General features: G+C 71.7%; 11 protein-coding genes. 8 read left to right on the plus strand and 3 right to left on the minus strand.

Features of this window, described 5'->3' with window-relative positions:
• Positions 1-55 precede the first annotated feature (55 nt).
• Entirely contained in the window at positions 56-2,692 is a 2,637-nt protein-coding gene (locus AB0C01_RS25865; protein WP_357572352.1) for a discoidin domain-containing protein, read from the plus strand.
• A gap of 107 nt (positions 2,693-2,799) precedes the next feature.
• Here the strand turns inward: AB0C01_RS25865 and AB0C01_RS25870 are convergent, their stop codons facing one another.
• Positions 2,800-4,155, minus strand: coding sequence for an FAD-dependent oxidoreductase (locus AB0C01_RS25870; RefSeq protein WP_357572353.1), 1,356 nt, complete (start codon positions 4,153-4,155; stop codon positions 2,800-2,802).
• 127 nt (positions 4,156-4,282) lie between these two features.
• Between AB0C01_RS25870 and AB0C01_RS25875 the strand changes: the two genes are divergently transcribed.
• The gene (locus AB0C01_RS25875) at positions 4,283-5,416 is read left to right on the plus strand and encodes a glutamate--cysteine ligase (RefSeq protein WP_357572354.1); all 1,134 of its coding nucleotides are present in this window, start codon (positions 4,283-4,285) and stop codon (positions 5,414-5,416) included.
• Positions 5,417-5,426: 10 nt separating this feature from the next.
• On the opposite strand, the gene AB0C01_RS25880 is transcribed toward AB0C01_RS25875, so the two are convergent.
• Together AB0C01_RS25880 and AB0C01_RS25885 are read right to left on the minus strand one after the other, a co-directional pair.
• Complete coding sequence (locus AB0C01_RS25880; RefSeq protein WP_357572355.1) at positions 5,427-7,211, minus strand: N-acetylglutaminylglutamine amidotransferase; 1,785 nt, start codon at positions 7,209-7,211, stop codon at positions 5,427-5,429.
• A 90-nt stretch (positions 7,212-7,301) separates the two neighbouring features.
• Positions 7,302-7,733, minus strand: a complete 432-nt coding sequence (locus AB0C01_RS25885; protein WP_357255638.1) for a MarR family transcriptional regulator — start codon at positions 7,731-7,733, stop codon at positions 7,302-7,304.
• 94 nt (positions 7,734-7,827) lie between these two features.
• Here AB0C01_RS25885 and AB0C01_RS25890 point away from each other — a divergent pair, with 94 nt between their 5' ends.
• The 6 genes from AB0C01_RS25890 (at position 7,828) to AB0C01_RS25915 (ending at position 12,424) form a co-directional block, all read left to right on the plus strand.
• A complete protein-coding gene (locus tag AB0C01_RS25890) occupies positions 7,828-9,606 on the plus strand; it encodes an ABC transporter ATP-binding protein (RefSeq protein WP_357255695.1) in 1,779 nt (592 codons plus the stop codon).
• 47 nt (positions 9,607-9,653) lie between these two features.
• Positions 9,654-10,295, plus strand: a complete 642-nt coding sequence (locus tag AB0C01_RS25895; protein ID WP_357255640.1) for a TMEM175 family protein — start codon at positions 9,654-9,656, stop codon at positions 10,293-10,295.
• A gap of 184 nt (positions 10,296-10,479) precedes the next feature.
• Complete coding sequence (locus AB0C01_RS25900; protein WP_357572356.1) at positions 10,480-11,082, plus strand: hypothetical protein; 603 nt, start codon at positions 10,480-10,482, stop codon at positions 11,080-11,082.
• Positions 11,083-11,108: 26 nt separating this feature from the next.
• Complete coding sequence (locus AB0C01_RS25905; protein WP_357572401.1) at positions 11,109-11,450, plus strand: DUF559 domain-containing protein; 342 nt, start codon at positions 11,109-11,111, stop codon at positions 11,448-11,450.
• On the plus strand, positions 11,447-11,731 hold the full coding sequence (locus AB0C01_RS25910; RefSeq protein ID WP_357572357.1) for a hypothetical protein: 285 nt from the start codon (positions 11,447-11,449) through the stop codon (positions 11,729-11,731). Before AB0C01_RS25905 ends, AB0C01_RS25910 begins: the two co-directional genes overlap by 4 nt.
• A 123-nt stretch (positions 11,732-11,854) precedes the next feature.
• Positions 11,855-12,424 carry a peroxidase gene (locus AB0C01_RS25915; protein ID WP_357572358.1) on the plus strand — a complete coding sequence of 190 codons (570 nt, stop codon included), beginning with the start codon at positions 11,855-11,857 and terminating at the stop codon, positions 12,422-12,424.
• Positions 12,425-12,511 lie beyond the last annotated feature (87 nt).

The following is a 12,511-nucleotide window of genomic DNA, read 5'->3' on the forward strand; positions in this document are numbered from 1 at the left end:
GCGAGCCCGATCCCACCCTCGCGGCATCCGTAACCCCCTATCGACAGGCGATGTCATGACATCTCGTGCAACATCCGTACGCCCGCGTCCCCGACGGGCGGTTCGACACCTGCTCGTCGGGCTCGCCGTGGCCCTGGTCGCGGCGCTCACGCCCGCCGGTGCCACCACCCCCGCGCAGGCCGCGCCCACCCTGCTCTCGCAGGGCCGCCCCGCCACCGCCTCGTCCACCGAGAACGCCGGCACCCCCGCCAGCGCCGCCGTGGACGGCAACACCGGCACCCGCTGGGCCAGCGCGTTCAGCGACCCGCAGTGGCTCCAGGTCGACCTGGGTGCCCGGGCCACCATCAGCCAGGTGAACCTGCTCTGGGAGGGCGCCTACGGGCGGGCCTTCCAGCTCCAGACCTCCGACGACGGTGCCACCTGGACCACGATCTACTCGACCACCACCGGCACCGGCGGCACCCAGAACCTCACCGTCACCGGCGCCGGCCGCTACGTCCGGATGAACGGCACCGCCCGGGGCACCGCCTACGGCTACTCGCTCTGGGAGTTCCAGGTCTACGGCGAGACCGGGGGCACCACGCCCACCTGCGGCAGCACCAACGTCGCCCAGGGCAGCCCGGCGACCGCCTCGTCCACCCAGGACGCCGGCCTCGCGGCGTCCGCCGCCGTCGACGGCAACACCGGCACCCGCTGGGCCAGCACCGCCAGCGACCCGCAGTGGCTGCGCGTCGACCTGGGCAGCACCCGCACGATCTGCCGGGTGGTGCTCACCTGGGAAGCCGCGTACGCCCGGGCCTTCCAGCTCCAGACCTCGACCGACGGGTCCACGTGGACGTCGATCTACTCGACCACCACCGGCACCGGCGGCACGCAGTCCCTCACCGTCAGCGGCAGCGGCCGCTACCTGCGGATGTACGGCACCGCGCGGGGCACCGCCTACGGCTACTCGCTGTGGGAGCTGGCGGTGAACACCACCGGCGGCGGGACCAGCGAGCCCCCGGTCGACACGACCGACCCGCGCAACCCGAACCTCGGCCCGAACACGTTCGTCTTCGACCCGAGCACCCCGACGTCGACCATCCAGAGTCGACTGAACACCCTGTTCACCCAGCAGGAGACCAACCAGTTCGGCCCGCAGCGCTACGCGGTGCTGTTCAAGCCCGGCACCTACACCGCCGACGTCAACCTCGGCTTCTTCACCCAGGTCGCCGGCCTCGGCATGAGCCCGGACGACGTCAACCTCAACGGTCACGTCCGCACCGAGGCGTTCTGGTTCGGCGGCAACGCCACCCAGAACTTCTGGCGGGCCGCCGAGAACCTCTCGGTCACCCTGCCCGCCGGGCAGACCGTGGAGCGCTGGGCGGTGTCCCAGGCCGCGCCGTACCGGCGGATGCACCTGCGCGGCGCGCAGAACCAGATCCAGCTCTGGAACGGCGGCGACGGCTGGTCCAGCGGCGGCCTGATGGCCGACACCCGCGTCGACGGCCTGGTCGTCTCCGGCTCGCAGCAGCAGTGGTACTCCCGCAACAGCGAGTTCGGCAACGGCTGGACCGGCTCGGTGTGGAACATGGTCTTCCAGGGCGTCAACGGCGCTCCCGCGCCGAGCTTCCCCAACCCGTCGCACACCGTCATCGCGCAGACCCCACAGGTCCGCGAGAAGCCGTTCCTCTACGTCGACGGCACCGGCGAGTACCGGGTCTTCGTGCCGGCGCTGCGCACCAACTCGACGGGCACCAGCTGGTACAACAAGACCCCGGCCGGCTCGTCCATCTCGCTGTCGCAGTTCTTCGTCGTCCAGGCCGGCACCAGCGCCGCCACCATCAACGCGGCCCTCGCCCAGGGCAAGCACCTGCTCTTCACCCCGGGCGTGCACCACGTCACCGAGCCGATCCAGGTCAACCGGGCCGACACGGTGATCCTCGGTCTCGGCCTGGCCACCATCCAGGCCGACAACGGCAGCGTCGGGATGCGGGTGGCCGACGTCGACGGCGTCAAGGTCGCCGGCCTGATGTTCGAGGCCGGCACGACCAACTCGCCGGTACTGATGGAGGTCGGGCCGTCCGGATCGTCGGCGAACCACGCCAGCAACCCGACCTCCCTGCACGACGTGTTCTTCCGCATCGGCGGGCCGCACGTCGGCAAGGCCACCAACACGTTGACCGTCAACAGCGACAACGTGATCGGAGACCACATGTGGCTGTGGCGGGCCGACCACGCCGCCAGCGGCGTACCGACCGGGTGGACGTTGAACACCGCCGACACCGGGCTCACCGTCAACGGCGACAACGTCACCATGTACGGCCTCTTCGTCGAGCACTACCAGAAGTACCAGACCATCTGGAACGGCAACGGCGGTCGGACGTACTTCTACCAGAACGAACTGCCGTACGACCCGCCCAACCAGGCGGCCTGGATGAACGGGTCGACCCGGGGCTACGCCGCGTACAAGGTCGCCGACTCGGTGACCAGCCACCAGGCGTTCGGGCTGGGCAGCTACAGCTACTTCAACGTCAACCCCGCCGTCGTGGAGGAACGGGCCTTCGAGGTGCCCACCAACCCGAACGTGCGCTTCACCAACATGGTCACCGTCTCGCTCGGTGGCGTCGGCACCATCAACCGGGTGATCAACAACGCCGGTGGCACCGCGAACGCGGCCAACCAGCAGGTGTACCTGACCACCTACCCCTGACCGGTGCGCCCGCGCCGGCCCGGTGGTTGCCGGGTTGGCGCGGGTCGCCACCGTGGGCCGAGCCGGCCCGGTCCCGCCGAGACCGGGCCGGCCTCGGTCGTGCCCGCTCAACCCGCCAGCACCTCCGCCGCCGCCCGCTCACCAGCCCGCACCGCGCCTTCCAGGTAGCCGGTCCAGCGGGTCGCCGTCTCGGTGCCCGCCCAGTGCACCCGCCCCACCGGCGCCCGCAGGTGCGGACCGTACGTCTGCCAGGTGCCCGGGGTGAGCGCGCCGCAGAAGCAGCCCCGGGTCCACTCGTCGGCCGACCAGTCGTACTCGACGAGGTCCATTGGGTCTGCGGCGCGCGGCCCGACCACGCTGGCGAACGCCTCCAGCAGGCACCGCCGACGCCGCGCGGGGGACATGCCCCGCAGCGCGGCGGCGTCCGTGGCGTAGCTGAACCCGGTCAGCACGCCGAGCGGCGAGGTGGGGGTGGAGTTGTCCACCGTCTCGGTGAGCGGGCCGGCGCTGCTGGTGGACACCCCGGACAGCCCGTCGGCGCGCCAGAACGGCTCCGCGTAGACCGCGTGCACCTTCAACGCCGAACCCATCGGCATCCGCTGGGTCAGCCCGTCGCGCAGCACGGGCAGCGGCGGGTCGTACCGGATCCGGCCGGCCAGTGCCGGGGGCAGCGCGACCACCACGGCGTCGGCGGCGACGCGGCCGGTGTCGGTCCACGCCGTCACCCCGTCGATGCTCTGTTGGATCGACCGCACCGGTGTGGCAAACGTCAGCGTTCCCGTGGGCAGGGCGGCGGCCATCCGTTCGGCGAGCGCCGGCGGCCCACCCACGATCCGGTCCTGCTGTGCGCCGCCGGCCATCCCCAGCAACGGACCGGTCCCACCGGCGCTGCGCAGGTAGAACAGCAGATGCAACAGGGACAGCTCGTCCGCGCCGGTGGCCAGCAGCCCGCCGGCGAGCAGCCGCCCCAGGTAGTCGGCGGTGTCGTCGTCCCCGGCCGTCGCGCGCAGCCAGCCGCCGAGGTTCGTCCGATCCCACTGCGCGGCCTCCGGCGCCTGCCAGGGCGCGGCCGGGTCCAGGCGCGCGGCGTAACCGTCGAGCAGGCCGAGCACCCGGCCGACGTCCGCCGGTGGCTCGGCCCGGCGCTGGCCGGCCCAGAGCAGGGTGGGCGCGCCGAGGGCCGCCGACGCGAAGGTGGCCAGGCCATGCTCGGCGACCAGCGCGTACATCCGGTCCTGGGTCGGGCCGATCCACTGCGCCCCCAGGTCGAGCTGCGTGACCTCGGGCAGCCAACGGGTCAACACCCGACCGCCCACCCGGTCGCGGGCCTCCAACACCCGCACCTGGGCGCCGGCGCGGCTGAGCGCCAGCGCGGCGGCGAGACCGGAGAAACCGGCGCCGACCACGACCACCCGGATGCCGTCGGTCACGGCGCTCTGCTTACCCGCAACCGCCTGGCCCATGACTCACCGAACCTCCTCCGAACGGCATCAACTACGGCATCCCCGCACACTGCTCTCCTGAGCGCGCGTTTGTCACCGGGGTGGCCCGGGAAACCGAGGCGCCGGCCGCAGCAGTGGGGGAGGTGTCATGGCATACCGTTCGGCGACCGCCGGCATCGTGCCCGACCTGTCCACCCTCACGCTGGGCGTCGAGGAGGAGTTCCTGCTGCTCGACCCGGACAGCGGGCGCAATCTGCCGGTGGCCGCCCAGGTGCTGGCCGCGCTGCACGGCCCGGCCCGGGACCAGAGCCGGCAGGAGTTCCGGCACAGCATGGTGGAGATGGTCACCCCGGTCTGCGCCGACCTCGGCGAGCTGCGCGCGCACCTGGTGGCATCGCGCCACTCCGCCGCCGAGGCCGCCACGGCGGCCGGGGCGCGGCTCGTGGCGATCGGTGCCACGCCGGTGGCCGAGCCGCACCGGACGGTCCCCGACGAGCCGCGCTACCACGCGATGTCGCGCCGGTACGGCCCGGTGGCGCACGACCCGGCGGTGTGCGGCTGCCACATCCACGTCGGGCTGCCCGACCGGGAGTTGGCCGTGCAGGTCTGCAACCACCTGCGGGCGTGGCTGCCGGTGGTGCAGGCGATCACCACCAACTCGCCGCTGCAGGACGGCCACGACACCGGCCACGCCAGTTGGCGGTCGATGCAACTGGAGCGGTGGCCCAGCATCGGCCCGACGCCGTACTTCGACTCCGCGGCCGACTACGACCGGACCGTCGACGAGCTGATCGCCGCCGGCATCATGCTCGATGCCGCGATGGTCTACTGGTACGCCCGACCGTCGTCGACCTTCCCGACCGTGGAGATCCGGGTGGGCGACGTCTGCCCGGACGTGGACGACGCGGTGCTGGTCGCCGCCCTGGTCCGGTCGCTTGTCGCCACCCTCGCCGACGACGTCCGCGCCGGGGTGACCGCGCCGCCCGTCCGCGACTGTCTGGTGGCCGCCGCGCACTGGCGGGCCGCCCACGACGGCCTCGACGGCGAGCTGATCGACCTGCGCGCCGGCGGCACCCGGCCGGCCTGGGCGCTCGTCGACGAGTTGATGGCGGTGATCGCTCCGGCCCTGCTGCGCCACGGCGACCTGGGGTACGTGTTGGCACAGCTGGCCCGGCTGCGCCGCGACGGCACCGGCGCCGCCCGGCAGCGGCGGGTGCTGGAGCGTACCGGTGAGGTGCGCGCCGTCCTCGACGACCTGGCCGCCCGCACGACGGCCTGGTGATCGGCGGCGCTCAGCGGATGTCGTGGGTCTGGAGCCACAGCTCCAGCAGTCCGAGCTGCCACAGTTTGTTGCTGCCGGCCGCCGCCTCGGCCCGGTCCGGCTCGGCGAGCAGGCGTGCCACGTACTCCGGGCGGAACAGTCCCCGCTCGCGCGCGGCCGGCGCCTGCAACGCCTCGGCGACCATCTCGCGCACCGGGCCGTCCACGTTGCGCAGTGCCGGCACCGGGAAGTAGCCCTTGGGGCGGTCGGTCACCTCGGCGGGCAACACCTCCCGGGCGACCTCCTTGAGCACGCCCTTGCCGCCCTGGGCGGCCTTGTGCTGCGGGGGGCAGTGCGCGGCGAGGGTGACCAGGTCCTGGTCGAGGAACGGCGTGCGCACCTCCAGGCCCCACGCCATGCTCATGCTGTCCACCCGCTTGACCGGGTCGTCGGGCAGCATCAGGTGGGTGTCCAGGCGCAGCACGGCGTCCAGCGCGGTCTGCGCCCCGGGCGCGGCGAGGTGCTCGGTGAGCAGCGCTCGGCTGGCGTCGTGCTCCAACGCGTACGCCGGGCCGACGATGCTGCGCAGCTCGTCGTGGTCGCGGTCGAAGAACGCGGCGGCGAACGTCTCGGCGGCACTGTGCCGGGGTGTCCCGGTGAGGGGCTGGTGGTAGCCGTAGCCGGCGAACACCTCGTCGGCGCCCTGCCCGGACTGTGCCACCTTCACGTGCCGCGCCACCTGCTCGGACAGCAGGTGGAAGGCGACCACGTCGTGGCTGCCCATGGGCTCGGTCATCGCCAGCACGGCACGCCGGACCGCGGGCACCAGGTCGTCGTCGGCCAGCCGGATCCGGTGGTGGTCGGTGTCGTACGCGCGGGCCACCAGGTCGGAGTAGTGGAACTCGTCGCCGGACTCGCCGTCGCGGCTGTCGAAGCCGATGCTGAACGTGCGCAGGTGCTGCTGGCCGGCCTCGGCGAGCAGCGCCACGATGAGGCTGGAGTCCAGCCCACCGGAGAGCAGCACACCGACCGGCACGTCGGCGACCAGCCGTCGGCGTACCGCTGTGCGCAGCGCGTCCCCGACGGCGGCCCGCCAGTCGGCGGCGTCCATCCCCGCGTCGGCGGGCTCCCGCACGTAGTCGGGCCGCCAGTACACCTCCTCGCGGCTGCGGCCGTCCGCCTCGATCACCCGCAGGGTGGCCGGTGGCAGCTTGCGCACACCGCGCAGCACGGTGCGCGGCGCGGGAACGATGGAGTGCCAGGACAGGTAGTGGTGCAGCGCCACCGGGTCGATGCCGGTGTCGACGTCGCCGGCCCGCAGCAGCGCGGGCAGGGTGGAGGCGAACCGGAGCCGCCCAGGTGTCTCGGCGAGGTAGAGCGGTTTGATGCCGAGCCGGTCGCGGGCCAGGACCAGCCGTCGCCGCACCCGGTCGACCAGCCCGATCGCGAACATGCCGACCAGGTGGTCGACGAAGCGTTCACCCCAGTGCGCGTACGCGACCAGGATCACCTCGGTGTCGCTTGTGGATTCGAAGGCGTACCCGGCGTTCTGCAACTCCTCGCGCAGCTCCGGGTAGTTGTAGATACAGCCGTTGAAGACCAGCGCCAGGCCCAGGTCGTCGCGGACCATCGGCTGTCCGCCCGCGTCGGACAGGTCGATGATGGTCAGCCGGCGGTGCCCGAGGGTCACCCAGCCGTCGGCGAGCAGGCCCTCGTCGTCGGGGCCGCGTGAGCGCATCGCCTCGGTCATCCGGGTGACCGCCGCCGCGTCGGGCGACCGGCCGTCGAAGCGCGCCTCCCCGCTGATCCCGCACATCAGCCGGGCCTCCCGTCACCGTCGCCCCGGCCCTTGCTGGCCGGTCCCGCCGACCAGACGGGGGCCGCTGGCTACCCGGGCGGGCGGTCGTTATGCGCGCAGCGTGCGCAGGATGCGGGCCAACTCGGCGCGGTCGGTGTCGTTGAGGTGGCCGAAGAAGCGATCGGCCTCGGCGCGGCGGGCGGTGCGGATGGCGGTGCCGAGGCGCTTGCCCTCCTCGGTGAGCGCGACCAGGGTCGCCCGCCGGTCGGCCGGGTCGGGTCGGCGTTCGACCAGCCCCCGGGTCTGCAGGTCGTCGACGACCTCGGTTGCCGAGCGGGCCGCGATGCGCAGGTGCTCGGCGAGCGTGCCGGGGCGTACCTCACCGTGGCGGCCCAGCACACCGAGGGCTCGGGACTGGCTGGGGGTGATGTCCCAGGGGGCCAGCGACTCCCGCGTCTGCCGTCGCAAACGGGACGCCACGGCCCAGAACGTCTCGGCCAGGCTGTCGTCGTCGCCAGTCCCGGTGGTGTCCTCGGTCACCGGAATACCGTAGCAGCCAATGCGGTTGCTACCTCATGTTGAGGTAACCTCAGCATATCCGACGGAAAGGCAGTGCCCCTTGGAACCCACCCCCATGGGCCGCGACCGCGGCCGCCGCACCCTCAGCGCCGAAGAGAAGACGCAGGCCCGCCAGGTGTCACTACGCCGCATCGGCCGCCTGTTCACTCCCCACCGGCCCGCCCTGGCAGTGGTCACCGTGATCATCGTGCTCTCCTCGATCATCGCGATGGCTACTCCCTTCCTCCTGCGTACCGTGATCGACCGCGCCCTGCCGCAGGGTGACGTGACCCTGCTGGTCTGGCTGGTCCTCGGCATGGTCGCCGTCGCGGCCGTGACCTCCGCCCTCGGCGTCGTGCAGACCTGGATCTCCACCCAGGTCGGGCAGCGGGTGATGCACCGGCTGCGCACCGACGTCTTCAGCCACCTCCAGCGCCAGTCGCTGGGCTTCTTCACCCGCACGCGCACCGGCGAGGTGCAGTCGCGGATCACCAACGACATCGGCGGCATGCAGTCGGTCGTCACCTCGACCGCCACCGCCGTCGCGGCCAACCTCACCACGGTGGTCGCCACCGCCGTGGCCATGGTCGCGCTCTCCTGGCAGCTCTCCCTCGTCTCGCTCGTGGTGCTGCCGCCGGCGATCTGGCTGACCCGCCGCGTCGCTCGGATGCGCCGCGAGATCACCGCCCAGCGGCAACGCGAACTCGCCGACCTCAACGTCACGGTCGAGGAGGGCCTGTCGATCAGCGGCGTGCAGCTCGCCAAGACCCTCGGCACCGGCCCCGCGCTGATCGACAGGTTCACCGCCTCCTCGGAGCGACTCGTCGACCTGGAACTGCGCAGCGAGCTGGCCGGCCGCTGGCGGATGGCCTCGATGAGCATCATCTTCGCCGCCGTACCGGCGGTCATCTACCTCGCCGCCGGACTGCCGGGCACCGCCGGCACGCTGAGCATCGGCACCCTCGTCGCGTTCACCGCCCTGCAGGGCGGCCTGTTCCGACCGCTGATGGGCCTGCTCAACGTGGGCGTCTCGCTCACCGCGTCACTGGCGCTCTTCGCCCGGATCTTCGAGTACCTCGACCTGCCGGTCGACGTGGCCGACCCCGCCGAGCCGGTCCGCCTCGACCCCGCCCGGGTACGCGGACACCTGCGCCTGGAGGACGTCACCTTCGGCTACCCGGGCAGCGACACCGCCGCCCTCGCCGGGATCACCCTGGACGTGCCCGCCGGCACCAGCCTCGCCCTGGTCGGCGAGACCGGCTCCGGCAAGAGCACCCTCGCCGGCCTGGTCAGCCGCCTGCACGACCCGACCGCCGGCCGGCTCACCGTCGACGGCGTCGACCTGCGCGACCTGCGCCTGGCCGACCTGGCCGCGATCGTCGGCGTGGTCAGCCAGGAGACGTACCTGCTGCACACCACCGTCCGGGAGAACCTGCGCTACGCCCGACCGGAGGCCACCGACACCGAGATCGAGGACGCCGCCCGCGCCGCCCAGATCCACGACCTGATCGCCGGGCTGCCCGACGGGTACGACACCATGGTCGGCTCCCGCGGCCACCGCTTCTCCGGCGGTGAGAAGCAGCGGCTCGCCATCGCCCGTACGCTGCTGCGCGACCCGCGCATCCTGGTCCTCGACGAGGCCACCAGCGCGCTGGACACCGAGACCGAGCGGGCCGTGCAGCGGGCGTTCGACGTGCTCGCCGAGGGGCGTACCACGATCACCATCGCCCACCGGCTGTCCACAGTGCGCGACGCCGACCAGATCGCGGTGCTCGACCACGGCCGGATCGTGGAGGCCGGCACCCACGACAGCCTGCTGAACCGCAACGGCCGCTACGCCACCCTGGCCGCCTGAGCCGGTTCCCAGCCACGGGCCAAAACGGCATATAGCATGATTGGTGCATGAACGCCCAGAAGGATACGCCGCCACTGACCCGTCAACCGGGTCGGCTGGTGTCCTTCAGTGACGGTGTCTTCGCCATCGCCGTGACGCTGCTCGTGCTGGAGATCCAACCGCCGCGAGACTTCGGGCACCTCCTGCGGGGCCTCGGGGCGCTCTGGTCGTCGTACCTGGCCTACGCGCTGAGCTTCCTGCTCATCGGACAGGTGTGGGTCAACCACCACGTCATGTACGACCGCGTCCGACACGTCAACCGGGGAATCCTGTTCCTCAACACGTTGCTCCTGATGGTCATCGCGTTCCTGCCGTTCTCCACCTCGCTCCTCGCCGGGGCGCTCCGTGCGGAGCAGGGACTGCGCACCGCGGTCCTCGTCTACGGCAGCACACTGTGGATGGCGGCGGCCCTGTTCAACGTCATCTGGTTCTACCTCCGCCGCGCCAAACTGCTCGACCCCACCCTCGGCGCGTTCGGCGTCCGGGCCATCGGTCGCCGATTCGCGCTCGCGCTGCTCTGGATCGGCTCCGGCATCCTCGTCGGCGGGTTCGTGCCGATCGCGGGCGTTGCCATCATCGCCGGCTTCCTCCCCGCCTACTACCTACCGATCCGTGGCGAGTACGGCGAGACCAATCAGGTGGCGAGATGACAGCCTCAGCACAGGCACCCCCGTTCTCCCAGTTGCACACGCATCCCCCTGATCGTTGGCAGCTGAGCGACTCGACACGCTGGTACCCGCCGTGCTGGGCAGCCAACGATCAGTACGGCTAACAGACGTCGAGCTGGGCGGGGCGTTGTCCACAGGCGGTTGGGTTTCCACAGGGCAGCCGCGGGTGTGGTTGCCGAAGGTCGGGGTGGTGCTGCCCGAGGTCTTCGCGGCGGCTTACCTGCTCGACAGTCGACCCGGCACCCCTGCCGTCAGTCGGCTCGGCCCGGCCCTGGGTCATCGGGCGGCTCTCGCCTGGGCAGACGGCTGCGGCGCGCTCAGTCACCTCAGCGCGCTCGATCTGTGGGGGTTGCGCCCGTCGGCGCCCGGTGAACCGGTGCACCTCAGCACACCGGCGAGCGCCAGCCTGCGCACCCGACCCGGACTTGTCGTACATCGACGCTGCGGCCTGAGCATGGGACCACCGCACGTCGTCGTCCGGCGGGACCTGCCGGTCATGCGTATCGAGCGGGCACTTGTCGACTCCTGGCCGATGCTGCCACCCGCCGAGCGGCGGGCGCCGGTGATCCGAGCGGTGAACAACTGGCTGACCACACCCCAACGGCTCACAGCGGCCCTGGACACCGTGCCGAAGCTCGTCGGGCGGGCGGTGCTCCGAACACTGCTGACCAAGCTCGCCGACGGCTGCCGCAGCCCGCTGGAGATCTGGGACATGAGCACGTCTTCACCGGCCCCGGCATGCCGGCGTTCCGCCGGCAGGTGCCGGTGAGCGTCGGGCGGACGATCTACCTCGACATGTTCGCCGAGCGGGAACGGGTCAACCTCGAACTCGACGGTGCGACCAGCCACGGCGACCCGCACCAGCGGGAGATCGACCTGCGCCGGGATGCGCTGCTCGCAACCATCGGAATCGTGGTGGTCCGGTTCGCCCACCGTCGACTGGTACACGAGATCGACGAGGTGCGCCGGGAGACGATGGCCATCCCTACGAGGTCGATCTGTTGGTTGCCGCCCCCGCGGCCTCTACCTCGTCGAGATCAAGAGCCTGAACGGCCGGCTTCGGCGCGGACGTCGCCGAGGAGAGGTCGCGGGCGGCGATCAAGCTGGGGCAGTACGTCGAGCAGGCGTGGCAGATGACCGCGCCGGCCCTGCGCGTCTCGCTCTCGTCCGCCGACGGGCCGGTGCTCCTGCACGACGCGGCGGTGCTGGTGCCATACCGGGCGATGGAGCGGCTGCACGAGCTGGTCGATGCGGCGCGCGGCGGGGCGGGAGACGTGTGGCTGCTCTGCCCGATGGAGGATCCGGCGTTGCTGCCCAAGTTGGACGGCGCGGTGGTGCGGGTGGGAGACAACGAGTGGATCGCCTTGCCGGATGCCTGGGTCGTCAACGCCCACCGCAGCGCAGCGGCAGCCGTCTGACCGGTTGCCCCGGTCGACTGGGTTGACGGGAGGCCACGTAGCGGCCCCCGTGCACGGCCGATTTCCCGACAGCGTCCGCAGTCCCGACCGCGTACCGTCCGCGTTAACCACGGGGGGAGTCGGATGAGTCTTCTGCAGCAGGCAGAGCAGTCGCCGGACACCGAGCGGATGTTCGACACGGACACGAAGGCGATGGGCTACCTGCCCAACTACACCAGGTTGTTCGCGCACAGCCCGGCGGCGTACCTGGCATGGCAGCAGCTCAACGGTGCGGTGAAGGCAGAGATGGAGCTGCGCCGCTATGAGTTGGTGACCCTCGCCGCGGCTCGGGCCCTGAGATCCTCCTACTGCGGCCTGGCACACGGAAAGGTCCTACGCGACAAGTTCTTCGACGCGCCGACCGTCGCCGCCATCGCGTCGGATCACGGCAGCGCCGGTCTCTCCGCGCAGGAGGTCGCAGTCGTCAACTTCGCCGGAAAGGTCGCGGCAGACGCGAACTCCGTCACCGAGGCCGACGTCGTGGGTCTGCGCAGTCACGGTCTCGATGACACGGAGATCTTCCGCGTGATCCTCGCCGTCGGCGCCAGATGCTTCTTCAGCACCGTCCTCAGTGCTTCCGCGGCTGAGCCCGATCCGCAGTACAACGACAGCCTGGACGTGGGTCTGCGGCAGGCGCTGAGCTTCGGCGGTTAGACCCAGAGAGAACGCGCAGATCGTTTCGGCCACGTCCATCAGAAGTCCGACACCATCAGTCGATGCAGGCGGCGCGTACGCCGGTCT

The organism is Micromonospora sp. NPDC048905, from assembly GCF_040649655.1.
In the GTDB taxonomy this organism is placed as follows: Bacteria; Actinomycetota; Actinomycetes; order Mycobacteriales; family Micromonosporaceae; genus Micromonospora.

Coding starts and splice junctions, on each gene's coding strand:
- AB0C01_RS25865 (WP_357572352.1), top strand. CDS start 56: ATGACATCTCGTGCAACATCCGTACGCCCGCGTCCCCGACGGGCGGTT.
- AB0C01_RS25870 (WP_357572353.1), bottom strand. CDS start 4,155: ATGGGCCAGGCGGTTGCGGGTAAGCAGAGCGCCGTGACCGACGGCATC.
- AB0C01_RS25875 (WP_357572354.1), top strand. CDS start 4,283: ATGGCATACCGTTCGGCGACCGCCGGCATCGTGCCCGACCTGTCCACC.
- AB0C01_RS25880 (WP_357572355.1), bottom strand. CDS start 7,211: ATGTGCGGGATCAGCGGGGAGGCGCGCTTCGACGGCCGGTCGCCCGAC.
- AB0C01_RS25890 (WP_357255695.1), top strand. CDS start 7,828: ATGGGCCGCGACCGCGGCCGCCGCACCCTCAGCGCCGAAGAGAAGACG.
- AB0C01_RS25895 (WP_357255640.1), top strand. CDS start 9,654: ATGAACGCCCAGAAGGATACGCCGCCACTGACCCGTCAACCGGGTCGG.
- AB0C01_RS25905 (WP_357572401.1), top strand. CDS start 11,109: ATGTTCGCCGAGCGGGAACGGGTCAACCTCGAACTCGACGGTGCGACC.
- AB0C01_RS25910 (WP_357572357.1), top strand. CDS start 11,447: ATGACCGCGCCGGCCCTGCGCGTCTCGCTCTCGTCCGCCGACGGGCCG.
- AB0C01_RS25915 (WP_357572358.1), top strand. CDS start 11,855: ATGAGTCTTCTGCAGCAGGCAGAGCAGTCGCCGGACACCGAGCGGATG.